General features: G+C 44.8%; 12 protein-coding genes. 9 read left to right on the top strand and 3 right to left on the bottom strand.

Annotated features, from left to right (window positions below; all coding sequences use genetic code 11):
* Nucleotides 1–5: 5 nt before the first annotated feature.
* From aspA to KHN79_RS19580, 4 genes are all read left to right on the top strand, one after another.
* Nucleotides 6–1442: an aspartate ammonia-lyase gene (gene aspA, locus KHN79_RS19595; protein WP_244812795.1), complete on the top strand. Its 1437-nt coding sequence runs from the start codon at nucleotides 6–8 to the stop codon at nucleotides 1440–1442.
* A gap of 259 nt (nucleotides 1443–1701) precedes the next feature.
* A complete protein-coding gene (locus tag KHN79_RS19590; protein ID WP_182009034.1) occupies nucleotides 1702–1962 on the top strand; it encodes a DUF5062 family protein in 261 nt (86 codons plus the stop codon).
* Nucleotides 1963–2223: 261 nt separating this feature from the next.
* Complete coding sequence (locus tag KHN79_RS19585) at nucleotides 2224–2718, top strand: YcxB family protein (protein ID WP_182009035.1); 495 nt, start codon at nucleotides 2224–2226, stop codon at nucleotides 2716–2718.
* A gap of 451 nt (nucleotides 2719–3169) precedes the next feature.
* Nucleotides 3170–4543 carry a carbohydrate porin gene (locus KHN79_RS19580; RefSeq protein ID WP_182009036.1) on the top strand — a complete coding sequence of 458 codons (1374 nt, stop codon included), beginning with the start codon at nucleotides 3170–3172 and terminating at the stop codon, nucleotides 4541–4543.
* A gap of 134 nt (nucleotides 4544–4677) precedes the next feature.
* On the opposite strand, the gene KHN79_RS19575 is transcribed toward KHN79_RS19580, so the two are convergent.
* Nucleotides 4678–5664, bottom strand: coding sequence for a LacI family DNA-binding transcriptional regulator (locus tag KHN79_RS19575; RefSeq protein WP_182009037.1), 987 nt, complete (start codon nucleotides 5662–5664; stop codon nucleotides 4678–4680).
* Nucleotides 5665–5897: 233 nt separating this feature from the next.
* On the opposite strand from KHN79_RS19575, the gene KHN79_RS19570 reads away from it, so the two are divergent.
* The 4 genes from KHN79_RS19570 (at nucleotide 5898) to KHN79_RS19555 (ending at nucleotide 12623) form a co-directional block, all read left to right on the top strand.
* Nucleotides 5898–7337 (top strand): sucrose-specific PTS transporter subunit IIBC, encoded by a 1440-nt coding sequence (locus KHN79_RS19570; protein WP_182009038.1) that lies wholly within the window; start codon nucleotides 5898–5900, stop codon nucleotides 7335–7337.
* 166 nt (nucleotides 7338–7503) lie between these two features.
* On the top strand, nucleotides 7504–8463 hold the full coding sequence (locus KHN79_RS19565; protein ID WP_182009039.1) for an aminoimidazole riboside kinase: 960 nt from the start codon (nucleotides 7504–7506) through the stop codon (nucleotides 8461–8463).
* Nucleotides 8460–9905 carry a sucrose-6-phosphate hydrolase gene (locus KHN79_RS19560; RefSeq protein WP_182009040.1) on the top strand — a complete coding sequence of 482 codons (1446 nt, stop codon included), beginning with the start codon at nucleotides 8460–8462 and terminating at the stop codon, nucleotides 9903–9905. Before KHN79_RS19565 ends, KHN79_RS19560 begins: the two co-directional genes overlap by 4 nt.
* 588 nt (nucleotides 9906–10493) lie before the next feature.
* The gene (locus KHN79_RS19555) at nucleotides 10494–12623 is read left to right on the top strand and encodes a D-(-)-3-hydroxybutyrate oligomer hydrolase (RefSeq protein ID WP_244812696.1); all 2130 of its coding nucleotides are present in this window, start codon (nucleotides 10494–10496) and stop codon (nucleotides 12621–12623) included.
* A 124-nt stretch (nucleotides 12624–12747) separates the two neighbouring features.
* On the opposite strand, the gene KHN79_RS19550 is transcribed toward KHN79_RS19555, so the two are convergent.
* Nucleotides 12748–14259, bottom strand: coding sequence for a sigma 54-interacting transcriptional regulator (locus KHN79_RS19550; RefSeq protein WP_244812694.1), 1512 nt, complete (start codon nucleotides 14257–14259; stop codon nucleotides 12748–12750).
* 555 nt (nucleotides 14260–14814) lie between these two features.
* Between KHN79_RS19550 and KHN79_RS19545 the strand changes: the two genes are divergently transcribed.
* Entirely contained in the window at nucleotides 14815–15309 is a 495-nt protein-coding gene (locus KHN79_RS19545; protein ID WP_182009042.1) for a GNAT family N-acetyltransferase, read from the top strand.
* Between the two features lie 541 nt (nucleotides 15310–15850).
* Here the strand turns inward: KHN79_RS19545 and KHN79_RS19540 are convergent.
* On the bottom strand, nucleotides 15851–16762 hold the full coding sequence (locus KHN79_RS19540) for a LysR substrate-binding domain-containing protein (protein WP_182009043.1): 912 nt from the start codon (nucleotides 16760–16762) through the stop codon (nucleotides 15851–15853).
* Between the last annotated feature and the right edge of the window lie 104 nt (nucleotides 16763–16866).

Here is a 16866-nt window from a genome sequence, read left to right as displayed (position 1 = left end):
GTCGTATGCAGCATGCCAACAGTCGTTACGAGAATATCGCTCAACTTTATCGTACAGCGGGTCAACGTACCGAACACGACCTGCTCGGATATAAAGAAATACCTGATACAGCGTATTACGGCATCCAGACACTAAGAGCACTTGAGAACTTTGATATTAGCGGCATTACTCTCAATTTTTACCCTAGTTTTATTCGTGGTTTAGCCAAAGTGAAAAAAGCGGCTGCGTTAGCAAATTATGAGCTGGGACTGATACCGGACGGTGTAGCGCAGGCAATAAGACAAGCGTGTGAAGAAATTGATATGGGAATGCTGCATAACCACTTTATTGTCGACATGATACAGGGTGGAGCTGGCACATCCACTAACATGAACGCTAACGAGGTTATCGCAAACCGTGCGCTTGAAATATTGGGGCATCGACGAGGTGAGTATCAGTACTGTAGTCCTAATAACCATGTAAACTGCTCTCAGTCGACAAATGACGCATACCCAACAGCGATTAAAATTGCATTACTGGATGCGAACGATGCTTTGCTAAAAGAGGTTTGTTCATTGATTCAATATATCGATGATAAAGCGGCTGAATTCTCAGGTGTGCTGAAAATGGGGCGGACTCAGTTACAGGACGCGGTTCCCATGACCTTAGGACAGAGCTTTCAGGCTTTTGCCACCAGTCTGCGCAATGAGGTCGAGCGTTTAAAAACGTGTAGCAAACCATTTTTAACCGTCAACTTAGGCGGTACTGCGATTGGTACCGGACTTAACGCTGAGGCCGCTTATCGTGACAAGGTGATACCTCACCTTTGCGATATTACGGGCAGAGAGATTGTTCTGGCTGAGGACCTAATCGAGGCCACTCATGATACAGGCTCTTTAGTTATGTATTCTTCAGCATTGAAACAACTCGCGGTTAAGCTATCGAAGATTTGTAATGACCTTCGATTACTTTCATCTGGACCCCGAGCAGGTTTTAACGAAATCAACCTACCAGCGATGCAGCCTGGGTCTTCTATTATGCCTGGTAAAGTAAACCCGGTTATCCCAGAAGTCGTCAACCAGATTGCTTATAAAGTGATTGGAAACGATCTTACTATTACCTTGGCAGCTGAAGCGGGGCAGCTTGAACTCAATGTTATGGAGCCGGTAATGGTCGAGAGTTTATTTGAGTCTGTTGAGATCCTGAAAAATGGGATGAGTAGTCTCGGAGAGCGCTGCATTAAAGGGATTACAGCAAACGAAGATGTGTGCGCGGCCAATATCAGAAATTCTATAGGTGTTATAACAGCGCTTAATCCATACCTTGGCTACGAAGTTTGTACCAGCATTGCCAAACAGGCACTTGAACAGGGGAGTAGCGTTTATGACCTGGTATTGGAGAAGAAGTTACTGACCAAGCAACAGCTTGATGAAGTATTAGCCCCAGAAAAAATGGTGGGGTAACCTGTAAGAAGTAATCAGCCCGGGTACTGCCGGGCTGAAGGATATACTAAATTAAACTTTCGCTATCACTGTACATTTGCTCATTGCTTCCGTCACGATCAACCATATCAGTAACTTGCGCTCCTAAATTATTGTTCAGTGTGCTTTTTAAGCACTTACTGAATGTTGTAGCCTAAACTTATCAATATGAGAGCTTACTAACACGCCATTGGAGACACTTAAGGTATTCTTAGTTGACCCTAAGAAGAGGATTCTATCAATGTCACAAAAATCCAAGCTTCAAAATGAAGACAAACTGGTTAAGAAGGCACTTGAGATCGGTGGGAAGATGGCAAAGCTGCAAGGTTTTGAACTCCCTCAGTCACCACAACCTGTAAGAGTAAAAGCGATTTACTTATTCTTGGTCGATGCCAAACAGATCACGCCACTACCTGACAGCAAGCTCGACGGCGCAAACATCAAACATAGACTGGCACTTTGGATTCACAATGCATTGCCAGACAACGATCCTCTAAAATAGAAAATTATGTTGCTTTATTAGGCGCTGAAACAGGCGCTTAATAGAAATAAATAAACCTTACACTCAACAAGTACGTGCGTAACTCTAATTTACTTCCCCCATCCTCTGCGTAGCAATGGTTCTTATTGAGTCTATCGGTATTATTGATTTACAAAACAGAATCAAAATTGCTAAAGATAAGCCCCGAGAAGCGATACAATGCTTGTGTTGCAAGAACGCAACATGAAATACTCATTCACAGAAACCTTAAAGTAACCATACATGTCCAAAGATTTCGATTTCACTACAGAATACATGCTCGACAAGCCTTTCTTTGCCGAGTGTTACGATCAAACTAGCAAGCCGGCTAAGTTCCCACAATCGTATTTGAAAGGGATGTTCTTTCTTGTTTTTGGTGTGGTTCTTTTAGAGTTTGAGTTGCTACCTAACGGTTATGTCGGTTGGTTCTTTATTGTATTGAGTGTTATTGAAGCGTTCAGTGTTTACTTCAAACGAACTTGGTGGCTATGGCGACAAAGCATTAGCTCAAGCCGTGGCAACAAAGTAGTGCTTCAAATTAATACGAACGGTGTGAACTACAAAAGCGGTAAAATCGACCGCTGCATCGCTTGGAGTGAAATCGACCAACTTGAACAAACCGATTTAGGGTTCATTCTTCATCTAGGTAAGCAACGCCAATATGTCACCAAATCTTGTTTAGACGAAGAAGTGATCGCATTCATGATTGAGCAGCACGCAGCATCAAAAACGAATTGACGTTATTGTGGCTAGCTATAATGTCTGAGCCCAAAGCTAGTGTTCACGTCCTCAGCAACAAGTGAACGTCGATTTAAGCGACTTTTCAATACTTAGGCTAATCCAAGCATAGTCAATTTAGCTAAATCGGTAACGCAAGAATGTCCAAAGGTGTTCTGGTTCAGCTTGAAACACTGCACTAAAGCCTTCAATGTGCGCGAGACACTATTTTTAGCTCATTAATCAATTTCACTTGTGACAAAGTTATCAGAATTATGCATTGTCGGTAACGTTCCCTAAAGTATCGATCTATCATCCACCCAGATACAAAAAGTGAAGCAATCAACACGACTGATTTCTATTTCTTCTCCGATATAGAGCTTGTACATCAAAAGTATAAGCCTAAATGCGCTTACGAATTGCATTGGGAACGTTTGCAAAAACCCAAAACAATTAACGTGAGAACATAAGAATGAAACTACACACTTTAGCGGTTGCTGTAACAATGGGGCTAATCACTACATCGGTATTAGCAAGTGAAGACGTTGCTGCATTAGAGCAACGTATTAATGAATTAGAGCAAAGAGTTGCACAAACGGAGCAGATTTCTATCGAAGCCAATGAAAAGGCTTCTTCGTTTGAGTTTCATGGCTATGCACGCTCTGGGTTATTGATCAACGACGACCTAAACGGCGCGACAGGCACAGGCCCTTATATGACAGCGGCGGGTGCGATTGGTGCACCAATTGGACGACTTGGTGTGGAAGATGATCATTACGTTGAAGCGAACTTGATTCATAAGCGCTTTGCGGATGATGGTTCTAGTGCATTGTTTCGTATTATGTTAGCCGACAGTACTGAGACAAATAACGAGTGGACTGCCAGCGAAAGTCAGTTGAATGTAAGACAAGTGTATTCAGAACTGAGCCGTCTGAGCATGTTCTCTGAATCTGAAGCGTTTTCTGAAGCAACGTTTTGGGCGGGTAAACGATTCGATCGCGACAATTTTGATATCCACTTTTTCGATTCGGATATTGTCTTCTTATCAGGCACTGGTGCGGGCGTTTACGACGTTCAGATGAGCGACAACTGGAAAGCGAATTTCTCTATTTATGGCCGAGATTTTGGTGAGATTGATAGCTCATCAACAGAAGTAGAAAACTACATTGCAACCATGAATAACCGTATTGGTCAATGGCAAGTGATGTTAAGCGGCATGACCTCAGCAGACAACGATAACCGCCTAAATGGCGCAGCTGAAAACGGTGTACACGCAATGTTTGCGTACCATGGAGACAACTTCTTTGGTTTGAGCGAAGGTTTCTCTAAAGCGGGTATGTTAGTGGGTAGCGGCCTAGGTGCAGAGCTAAAAGGCATCGGTTCCAATGGTGATCTACTGGATGACGCAAAAGCCGTTCGTCTGTTTAGCTACGGTGTGACTCGCATTGGCGACAACTGGCGTTTGGCACCTGCATTAATGGCAGAGCATAGCCAAGACCGTCTTAAGAAGAATGACGAGTTCACATGGGCTTCTTTAAACGTTCGATTGGCTCAAGAGTTCACTGAGAACTTTGAGATGGTTTATGAAGGTTCATTGCAATACATGGATTTGGACAACTCGACAGAGCAAGCGAACGGCGGTTTCTACAAAGCGACAGTTGCACCAACACTCAAGCTTTCAACCAGTACTGGCTTCTTTGACCGACCAGAGCTGCGTTTCGCTGTGAGCTATGTGGATTGGAGTGAAGACCTGAATGGTTACTCGATCAGCACGGAGGCAGATGCAGCAACGATGGGAGAGGGCGCTGAAGTTCTGTTTGCACTGCAGATGGAAACTTGGTTCTAATTGCCTGATATATCGTTTAGGTAGAGAGTGTTACTCATGATGTGATAGTCGCATCATCAAATGCCAACCTTATCGTTTCAATTCGGAGGTTGGCATTTTTTATCTTGGGGTAACTTGATCTCTGAAATCAATCGCTAGCAAGACTCTCGGTCAATAGTCGTGAAGGTCAACACCATCTTACTCATTTCAAAGCCTTTTTTCTCAATACGGTCGAGCAGCAGCTTGGCTCCATTTTCTCCCGCTTTATCAAACGCATAGTTAAACGTAGAAAGCGTTGGTGTGCATACTGAAGCGAGCTCATCGTCACCCACACCGAGTACCAAGACATCCTTTCCTGGAACGAGGCCTGCTTCCTGAATGGCTTTGATCGCACCGATTGCGATACGGTCAGTTGCGCAGAACAGGCCGTCGAGCTTGGTGTGCTCCTTTAGAGACTGTTTAGTCAACTTGTAACCCGACTCTATGGTGAAGTCGCCACGGGCGTGAAATTGCAGTGTGAGGTCGTTGAATTGAAGCGATTGAGCGAAGCCTTCCGATCTCATCTTATCAACCGCGATATCATCGCCTTGCACACCGATGAATCCCATATGCTTACAACCTTTCGCGATGAGACGGTTGCCCGCTTCAAACCCTACGCGAGTGTCGTCGTGCACAATACTTGGGATGTTAAACATTGAACCGTCTTGACCAACCAATACTACTGGCACTGCAGAGCTTTGAATGGCTTTGACTAATTTGTTGTCGAGGTGGGTTGCGTACAGGATGATACCTTCAACGCGTTTCTGGTTAAATATCTGAATGTATTCAAGTTCTTTGTGGTGTGTTTGGTGTGTGCTCGCTAATAAAACATGCTTGCCCGCTTGCTCTAAGACTGCGGTTAAACCATCGACACCTTGAGAGGTGGCGTGGGAAGAAACCCTAGGAACAATCACGCCAACTAGGTTGGTTTTCTGAGACTTTAAGTCTTTAGCGACTTGGTTTGGGAGATAGCCACACTCTTCAACCGCTTTACGCACCTTTACTTTGGTCGCGTCTTTTACGCCATACTCATCGTTGATTACTCTTGAGACCGTCGACTTGGAAACTCCAGCGAGACGAGCGACATCATGAAGACTAGCCATTATTCATTATCCATTTGTATTTTTAGTTTTGGGATTGTTTGCAAACAGAGCATCAAATTTGCCTGCTATTAGGAGATTTTAACCCTGTCTTCTTATCCTAGGGAGATAATTTGAAGATCATTCTCACAGTATTGAGCAGTTATCTTTGATCATTTGCTATTTCTAGGCAAAATTTGTTTTGCAAACGTTCCCAAAAATTCAAAGGCTCAAATGATAATCCAATGGGGTATGTAATGAATTATCCAAAAATAGCAAAAGAGCTGCTTTCTCTATTAGGTGGTAAAAGTAATATCACCGCACTCGCACATTGTGCGACTCGTCTGCGTCTTGCTGTTGCAGACCAAGATAAAATTGATGAACAGGCGATTGATAACCTAGAAGGTGTTAAAGGCCAGTTTAAAGTGGCAGGTCAATATCAGATCATCTTTGGTTCAGGCATCGTTAACCAAGTTTATGCTGAACTCGCTAAGCTGACGGAAATGAAGGAAATGTCGACCAACGATGTGGCGTCTGCGGGTGCTGACAACCAGAATATCCTGCAACGCGCGGTGAAAGGTCTGTCTGATATTTTTGTTCCAATCATTCCTGCGATTGTTGCTGGTGGTCTGTTGATGGGTATCTATAACCTATTGACGGCTCAAGGCTTGTTCATTGATGGCAAATCTTTAATTGACGCTAACCCGGGGTTGACCGACTTAGCAAACATGATCAATACATTTGCTAATGCCCCTTTTGTGTACTTACCTATTTTATTAGCATTTTCAGCGAGTAAAAAGTTTGGTGGTAACCCATACCTTGGCGCAGCTTTAGGTATGTTGATGGTTCACCCAGACCTACTTAACGGCTGGGGCTTCGGTGGCGCATCGGTATCGGGCAGCATACCAGTTTGGAACATTTTAGGTTTCGAAATCGAGAAAGTGGGCTATCAAGGTTCAGTACTGCCAGTTCTTGTTTCTGCGTTTATTCTAGCGAAAGTTGAACTTGGACTACGTAAAGTGGTGCCTTCGGTTCTGGATAACTTGCTAACGCCGCTACTGGCTATTTTCGTGACTGGCCTACTGACATTCACGGTTGTGGGTCCATTTACACGTGATATCGGCTTCCTGCTGGGTGACGGCCTTAACTGGTTATACAACAGCGCGGGCTTCATTGGTGGTGCGGTATTTGGTTTGATTTATGCGCCGTTCGTTATCACCGGTATGCATCATAGCTTTATCGCAATTGAAACTCAGTTGCTTGCGGATATCGCAACAACTGGCGGTACGTTTATCTTCCCTATAGCGGCGATGTCTAACGTGTCACAGGGCGCAGCGGCACTGGCGGTTGGTTTCATGACTCGTGATACAAAAATGAAGAGCATTGCGATTCCTTCTGGTGTAACAGGTCTGCTTGGTATTACTGAACCTGCAATGTTCGGTGTGAACTTGAAGCTTCGTTACCCATTTATTGCAGCGGTTTGTGCAGCTGCAGTTTCAAGCGCATTTATCACTATGCTCAATGTGAAAGCACAAGCACTGGGTGCCGCGGGTATTCCTGGCATCATCTCAATATCGCCAGAAAAAATTGGCTACTACGTGGTAGGTATGGTTATCGCGTTCGTCACTGCTTTTGCACTTACCGTTGTTTTAGGTCTGCGTGAGCACAGTAAGCAAAACATTAAAGCAACAGCTTAACGTTTCTCCCTAGAAGTGAAGCCCCCCCCTTTTTCACTTCATTTCCTGAGCTTTGGGGTGCTAGCTAGGTGATTTGGCTTAGCTAGCCTTTTTATATTTTTACATGACAGCGTGAGGTGTCACATTGTATTCGGTTGTCATGATTTTCAGTTTTAAGGTAAGAAAGATGAATCAAGTTTGGGTAACTGGAGACGCAGTCGTCGACCTCATTCCGGAGACTGACGCGACATTATTGAAATGTCCGGGCGGTGCTCCCGCCAATGTCGCGGTAGCGATTTCTCGCCTTTTAGGTAAAAGTGCATTTTTCGGCCGAGTGGGTAACGACCCGTTTGGCACTTTTATGGAAGTGACTCTGCAAAAGGAAGGTGTGAATACCGAACATTTGGTAAAGGACCCTGAACAACGCACATCAACAGTGGTGGTTGATCTTGATGACCAAGGCGAGCGCAGCTTTACGTTTATGGTTAAACCAAGTGCCGATCAGTTTATGTCTGTTGAAGACATTCCCGAATTTAAGAAAAACGAGTGGCTACACGTCTGCTCAATCTCTTTGGCTAATGAACCAAGCAGAAGCAGTACCTTTGAAGCCATCCGACGCATGAAAGCCACGGGCGGTTACATCAGCTTCGATCCAAACCTTCGCGATGAAGTGTGGAAAAACCCATCTGAAATCAAATCTGTGGTCATGCAAGCAGTTGAGCTGGCTGATGTGGTTAAATTCTCAGAAGAAGAGCTGGATTTCTTAACCGATTCAACTTCGATGGAACAAGGTTTGGCTCATATTGCAGATCTTAACAACACGCTTGTTCTGGTTACACAGGGCGCGAAAGGTGTTTGGCGAGTATTTGAAAACCAAGGTGTGTTGATTTCCGGTCGCTCAGTGACTCCAGTGGATACCACTGGCGCAGGCGATGCTTTTGTTGGCGGTTTGCTTGCAAAGCTTTCTCAACATGAAGAGTGGAACAATCAACGGGTCGTTGATTCTGCAATCCAGTGGGCGAATGGGTGTGGTGCATTGGCGACAACGCAAAAAGGCGCGATGACTGCACTTCCAACGCAAGAAGCTCTAACTCAGTTTATTCAAAAAGACTCTTCAATTACGAATGCCGTAGAGGAGAATGTATGAGTTTGAACTCGAACTGGACAGTAGGGCAAAGATATCGTCGTATAGAAGAGATTTCTCAAGAAAGCATTGATGCGATGGTAAAGCTTCGCAAACAAGACGCTGGATATCCGAGCTACCATATTGCGCCCAAGTTTGGTCTGCTCAATGACCCGAATGGCCTGTGTTTCTTTAATGGTGAACACCACATATTTTACCAATGGACGCCAGTTGGTCCAGTTCATGGTATGAAGTACTGGTACCACCTTTCTACCAAGGACTTCATTCATTTCCAAGACCACGGCATTGGTCTGCACCCAGACCAAGATTACGACTCTCACGGCGTATACTCTGGTGGTGCATTGGTTGAAAACGATAATGCATTGTTGTTCTTTACTGGTAACAAGCGTGATGAACATTGGTTGCGAGTGTCAACTCAATGTTTTGCCAAGATGTCTGCCGACGGTAAAATAGAAAAGCACGGCGTTGTTATCGAAAACGATCACTACACTGAACATTTCCGCGACCCAAAAGTGTGGAAGCAGGGTGATGATTACCTGATGGTTGTGGGGGCTCAAACGCCTCAAGAGACAGGCTCAATGGCGTTGTATCGCAGCCGTGACCTGATTAATTGGCAACACAAAGGCCCAATTCAAACTCGTTACAACAACCTTGGCTACATGTGGGAATGCCCAGATTTCTTTGAAATAGATAATCAGTCGGTGATGCTGTTTTCTCCACAAGGTGTATCGAGCAAAAACCCATACGATTTCAAAAACATCTATTCTGTGGCTTATATTGTTGGTGACCGCCTAAATCTAGATTCGGTAGAACTGGAAAACCACCAAGACATCGCGCAGCCAGATTACGGCTTCGATTTCTATGCACCACAGACTTATTTAGATGATACAGGCCGCCGTATTATGATTGCTTGGATTGGTCTGCCTGAGATTGATACACCATCTAACGAGCATCAGTGGGCAGGCATGTTGTCGCTACCACGTGAGCTTCATATCCAAGATGGCTATCTGGTACAGTCGGCTTTACCTGAATTGAAAGCGTTGCAAGGCGAAGCTGTCGCGGTTGAGAGCGTTCTTGAACTGGATACAACCAGCTTTATGGTTCAGCTTGAAATAGAAACGGACGAGTTTGAGTTAACGCTTGCCAATGCTGCGGGTGATAACATTGTGTTCAGTGCGACAAAAATGGAGTTCATGCTTGACCGCAGTAAGATGTCTCAACTCTACGCGGAAGAGTTTGGCTCTATGAGAAAAGCACCGAGGTTGAGCACCAAGCAAACCATCGAAGTTTATGTCGATAAGTCAGTGATCGAGATCTTCATCAATGGAGGTAAGCATACAATGACCAGCCGTTTCTTCATTGATAATTTGAACGCGCTGTCCATTACTGGTGGTGTGAAATCCGTTTATCACACAATGAGCCCGATTCAAGGATTGGATGACTGAGTTGTTACAATAATGCAGACCAGTTTATAGGTGATTTACATTGTCTTGAAAGCACTTCATTGTAGTGGCCAAAAAGGTTTTGGCCACATACTTGGAGGTTCACCATACATAACCTAATCCGTATTTCGCTAATTTAACAAAATCACTGACTCATTTATGCCCACCTTCGTTTCATCAAGATCTGGCTGAAACATTTCTGCTCCTTTCCAAAATTGTTCGCCGTTTTTCAAGCTAATATTCCTTCGTCTTTATTGATTTATTGTTGGGCAACAGAATCCGCTTTTACAAACCTCATGTGTCTGAGTTTTAATGCAAGCATTTCATAAGTTCACTTTTTTGGGAACGGTTATTCATGTATATCGTTTTATAGGTCTTTCTCTCACTGTCTTAAATTCAGGATAGCGTCCGGTTTTTTAGACACTCTTATGTCCAGTTTTCTGGATGCTAGTGAGCGTTGGTGATTATAAATCATTGTTTATCAGCTGGTTAAGTGTTTGGCATATATCTTGGATTAGGTTGAGCTACGTTGTATTGGTTTGATCTTTATCCATTTTGAACAACTTAGAAAAACAACAAGACGAGGTTGATATGCAAAGGACGCTTCTTTTAACGGCTGCCAGTTCACTGGTGCTATCGGGTTGCTTAGGTTCTTCCGACAGCACAGAAGACACGACGGATTACAGCGCACTACCCAGTTATCTTTCTGGTTCGGTTGATGTTATTCAGGTAGATGGCATAAGTGATGATTTGCTAACAGGTGCGGCTCTGAATAGCAATACTGGTGCTGTAGCACCGGAAGCGGTGGATATAGGTTCTAGCCCGGAACAGATCCGTCGCTATCAGTTAGGAACCAACTATAACGGTATGTTGGACCCAGTCACGCCCGGTGGCTGGGGTATTCATTGGGGGCCTTTAGTTACAGAAGGGATCAGTTCTCATACCGTCTCGGCGTTTACCGGCCAGGTGTCAGGTACGGAATATCAAGCCATTGTGGATGATGGCTCTGGTAAAACCAATGTCAAACTGGTGGTGCAGGTTCCGAGTAGTTTCTCTACCGAAAGCCCTTGTATTATTGCCGGGCCATCATCCGGTTCCCGTGGTGTTTATGGGGCGGCAGGTACGGCAGGTGATGCGGCGTTAAAACGGGGTTGTGCCGTAGCCTATACTGATAAAGGCACCGGTGATGGCGTACACTTTATTGGCAGTCAGCAGGTGATTAATCTGGATGGAAAGGTTGTTGATGCCATCAGCGCAGGCTCCTCTTCTGCATTTACCGCTGAGTTTGCAGAAGGCTTTGCGGATGCTGCTGATCCGCGTACAGCAACAACCAAACACGCTCACTCCCAGCAGAACCCTGGTAAAGACTGGGGCTTGAATACCCTGCAATCTATTGAGTTTGCTTTCTATGCCTTACACCAGGCTTATCCTGATCTGGCTTTTAATCCTGATAATACCACAGTGATTGCAGCCAGTTGGTCCAATGGCGGGCGTTCTGTACTGATGGCTGCAGAGCAGGATACCCAAGGGCTGATTGATGGCGTAGTTGCTGTTGAGCCGAGTACGGCGATGAATCAGCATGATTTTACCATTACTCAGGGGGAGCGCAGTTGGGGGCCCGAATCGGTAGGCTGGAGTTTATACGATATGCATGCCTTTGGTGCGGTGTATCAGCCCTGTGCTAATAACCTGACCGAAAACGACAGTGCAGATCTGGTTAACTCAGCTAAGTCTCCTGAACGTTGCACCCGCCTGCAGGAATTAGGGCTGTTAACGTCCTCTTCTAATGATTTGCAGGTACTGGCTCAGGAAGCACAGGATCTGATGAACACGACCGCGGGCTTCCTGCCGGAGCAGAACCTGGGTATTCCAGCGTTTAGCAATATGTTTTCTGAAATCACCAATACTTATGGTAACTCCTACGGTCGTTACAGTATCTCAGACCAGCTGTGTGGTATCAGCTTCGCCAGCTATAACGGTGGGACGAAACAGTTTGAGGTACTGAGTGATGAAGATAAGGCGCTGCGCTTCCTGGGACAGAATATGATCGCTGGTGGTAGCCGCTGGATTCAACCGGTCAATATAAATGCGTATGATCCTTATGGGGCGACGGCGTTTAACTCCACAGCGGATAAAAATCTGGATGCAGATCTGTGTTTCTTTGCGATGTCCCACTACGGAAAGGCCAAGCTAACTGAGTTGGGTATTCTGGATACTTACAAGGGCAACGGAGATTTTGATCGGGTTCAGGCGGGTATTCAGGAAGCGATAATGAGTGGTGATCTACAGGGTAAACCAGCCATAATTATGCATGGTCGTGCCGATCAGGTGGTTGCACCAAATCATGGTGGTCGCGCCTATTACGCCCGTAATCGTCAGGTAGATGGTCGTGATGATGTAGTGTACTGGGAAATCGAAAACGGCCATCACCTTGAGATGTTTGCCTATTTGTTAGCCCCGAATCTGGGCTTCTATGCCACACCACCTAATATGCAGCACCGTTATGCCTATATTCATCCTTACTTTGAACAGGCGCTGAATCAGATGTTTGCTCATCTGAGCACAGGCGAGGCGCTGGCTCCGAGTCAGGTGGTTCGCACGACGTCGATGCAGGAAAGCGGTGAAGAGCAGATTACTGATGACATGTTTGCTGAAGTGCTGGTTATGCCGGGTGATGATGCTGTCAGCTGGCAGGATAATACGCTGGTGATTCCTCATTAAGCCGCTTCCCTAAAAACATTTCTATTCTCTGCTACCCCGATCAGTTCACGCGTGCTGGTCGGGGCTTTTTTATGTCAATAGGTTACGATTGATTGGGTATGAGTGCTAATGAGGTGTTTGGTGTTCATGACTCCTTTGTGTACTGAATATCCAGCTTACGTATCTTTTCATACAAACTTGCACGGGATATGCCCAGCAGCTTAGCAGTTTGTACCTTATGCCCTTGAGTGTAAGCAAGGGCGTTTTCAATAGCCTCACGCTCTGCTCGGGCAACCTGTTCATGCAGTGGTTGTGGTGGAGTATTGGCCCGGGGCAGAGTGGGGGAAAGCCGGTTAGTTGATGAGAGAGTGTATATAGGCAATCCCGTGGCCGGATCTATTATCGGTGATATTGGTTGAGTCTGTGCAGGCTGTTGAAACTGTGTTGTTGGAATTAACAGTGACTGAATCAGTTGGAAATCAATCTCGGTGCGTTCCTCTGCCATAATCACCGCTCGTTCCAGCAGGTTTTGCAGTTCCCGTACATTGCCCGGCCAAGAGTGCTGACACAGTAAGTTAATGGCATCCGGTGCTAGGTACTTAACCGGCAGATGCAGTCTGATACAGAGCTCATCCAGCAGGCGTTCTGCAATCAGGTCAATGTCTGCCTGACGCTGCCTGAGAGGGGGCAGATGGATCGGCATGGCATTAAGGCGGTAGTAAAGGTCTGCGCGAAACTCGCCGTTTTCCACCATTTCTGGCAGATTACGACTGGTGGCAGCAACGATGCGTATATTGACTTTTTTTACCTTATTGGAGCCCAATGGTTCAAACTCTTTCTCCTGCAAGGCGCGCAGCAGTTTACTTTGCAGCTCCAGTGGCATATCGCCAATCTCATCAAGAAACAGGGTGCCGCCATCAGCCAGCTCCAGTTTACCTTTGCGCCCCTTGCTGGATGCGCCAGTATAGGCTCCGGGGGCGACACCAAAGAACTCTGCTTCGATCAGGTTATTGGGAATTGCGGCGACATTGAGTGAGACAAAGGCGTTATGGGACCGGGCTGAGAGTTCATGCAGGGCGTGGGCAAACAGCTCCTTGCCGGTGCCCGTTTCGCCGGCCAGTAGAACAGAGATATCAAATCGTGCCGCTTGTCGGATCTGATGTTTGACCATCTGCAGTTGTTCGCTGCGGCCCGTAATCTGAGATAAGCGGTATTTATTTTGTCGTGCCTGGTTTAACTCTTGGGTGACATTGTCCAGTTGTTGCTGCAGTTGATTGACGCGGTTGGCTAGGGAGTGAAAACCTTTACGTTGCTCCAAAGCAACAAAACCAAAGGCTCCGATCACCTCTCCCTGATCCGATTGCAGAGGAATCACGCTCACCAGTGTCCACTGTTGTTTGACCCATAACAGTTCCAGCAGCACCGGTTCTCCACTGTCGGAGACTCTGGGTAGAAAACTATTGTGAATATAACGAGTGATCGGCTCACCTACAGGGTTATGGCTCAGCCCCAGAAACTGACGGTAGCCCTTACTTATCCATGTGATGCGGTGCTGTTGGTCAATAGCGATGGTATTGCTATAAAAGGTGGCAAAGGAATCCGCCAGGGTTTTGAAGGCGGAGTCCTTGAGTGTCGCTGTTGCATGTAGTTCTGTCATAATCAGCTTATTATTTTTTAGAGGCACTCTCTAATCTGTATCATGGATCCGAGCATGAGAGTGATCCATGAGAATGATCGGCAGAATCGCCATGGTGAATGGTATCTTCGGAGTATCGTTATCCATAATTCCTCTTACTCTAGATTTTTGAGTATAAAATTTACAAGCAATCGAATAAAAAGATAACATTTAAATTACAAAAATAAACAAATTACTTAATGTTTGTTTAACAATTTTCATAACTTCATCAAGCTGTGCCGTTCTACATTTTGTAAAACTAAATAGTTATCCTAAAGGTAAGCTGTAGATTGAGTCTTTAAATCGGTTCAGTCCAAAACCTTCATTTCTGGTATTACCAAAGCAGAAGAGCCCCATGGTGTGATTAGACCGCTTGGCATCTACAGGTAAGAGTCCAACTGTACTCAAATTTTAGTAATGATACGAAGTGTAAGCTGACCCGGTGTCTATTTAGTTTCTATTCACACACTTTGCTTTACGAATAGTCTATATAAGTGATAGTAATACCTTAATGTAGTGTTATGTACTTGGGTTTATATGGAAATTGAAAAAGCTAACCTCAGTCATCTTGATGCGTTTCGAGATTATGCTGAAAAGTGCGTACAAGATGGACTTGAATTATATGATGGTGCAAACCATGACAGTGCTGCTTATTTAAAAAAGCGAATTGGATACGCTGAAGGAATTGGATTGCCAGAAGGTTGGCCTCCCATATCGATGTATTTTTGTGTTGATTCAGGAAAAATACTTGGTGCTATTAGAATCCGTCGCGGTTTCAATGAGTACATAAACAATGTCATTGGCCATATAGGATACGAAACCTTACCGCAGGCTAGAGGCAAAGGTATTGCAACGGCTATGCTACAGTGGGTTTTGAGAAATGTTGTTAAAGAAAGCGCTTTTATCTCTTGCGATATAAACAATATTGGTTCTAAAAAGGTTATAGAAAAGTGTGGTGGCAAGTACTTAAACACTTTCTATTCTGACGCAGAAGAGAGTCATATAATGCGATATCAATTAGAAAGTGTATAAGGTTTCAAAAATTTGTCTTTTCAGGCAGTCAAATTTAGTAAGCTGCCAAATCCTATACTCTCATCTCTAAAACCGTAATCCGAGGCACTTTGTAGTGTCGAAGTACCCCCAAAGCGAGTTGACGTTTGCATGAGCCAACAATCATGATGCGATCATTTGGAATACTTTTCTGACCCGTAGCAAGACTCTATTCTGCCTGAGTGAATCATGGAAAATTGTAACTATAGTGTTCTTTATAGCCTTATTACTTATGTAATCTGTAGAGCTTGAAAAGCTAAGAAAATAATCGATGGGGGACTCATATCGTCCCCCTTTTGATATTGCTTAATTCATGTCAGCCAAATCATCGCAGGCTCATAGTTTCTCCTTTCGAAGTTACGCTTATTTGATTTATTAATTCACTGAACCGTGGTTTGCCATAGTTTTATTGCAGAGATATGCGCTTAAACGAAATTAAGGTATTCATTACGTGATGTTATACCTGAAATGTCCCCTTAGGAGAAAAATGCACCATCAGACGAATCGACCTGAAGTCGGGAAATCAATCATCCATAGTGGCCACTTTTTCTTTGAGCCATTGCGAAAAAGCACTAAACCTCGGGCGGACTTCATGCCCTTTGGGGCATATCAAGTCATAGCCAAACCCTGAAGGCACACGTTTGAATGGAGCAATCAGTTCTCCGGAGCTCAGATAGGGTTTGACCAAATGGTAGCGGCCCATTGCGATACCCATCGATTGTCTTGCCGCAACCATGGTTAGCTCTGCATGGTTGAACACATATTTACGTTGCAAGATACTAGAATCTCGTCCCGACTGTGTTAACCAGTGTTGCCATTCTGCTAATGGCGATAAAAACTCTAACGACTCAGTACAGTGAAGAAAACAGGCTTCATGCAACCGACTATCATCGTTAAGTAAGTTTAGCTCGCGTGCATATTCTGGCGTACAAACAGGAATAAGATATTCGTCAAAAAGACGATAATGATAGAAATCAGCATGCGTGTTGTCACCATAATATATAGCGAGGTCAACCGGCTGATTTTGAAAGTCTAACTTGCTGGCTTTGACCCGGATCTTGACGTCAAGATGGGGGTACATAGCCTGAAAATCCGCTAAACGGGGAACTAACCATGCATGAGCGAACGTTGGGGCTGCGCCCAAATATAGCTCCCCACGAAGTTCGTTGAAGCGAATATCTTCAATCTCCGCAAATAAGTTATCAAGCGAATAGGTCAATGTTGCCAGAATACGTTTCCCTTCGTCTGTCATTTCTAACTTACGAGTGAGTCGCACAAATAGCTTGAATCCCAGATCTTCTTCCAGCTTTTTGATTCGCTGACTGACTGCCCCTTGTGTTAAGCACAACTCCTCTGCTGCCAGAGTAAAGCTCAGAAACTTTGCTACCACACTAAAGGTATAAAGGTGAGCAAGCAGGTGTTCTTTATGTTCCATATTCAGCCTATGTATTATTTTGGCTAATGCATGTGGGCGATTATTTAGTTTGTTAACCCTTATGTATTAGCGTGAAATTAGCACAGCTTATTCAGACGAGGAAA

This window comes from Vibrio sp. B1FLJ16, from assembly GCF_905175385.1.
GTDB lineage: Bacteria > Pseudomonadota > Gammaproteobacteria > Enterobacterales > Vibrionaceae > Vibrio.
This window is presented reverse-complemented; position numbering and strand designations above follow the sequence as displayed.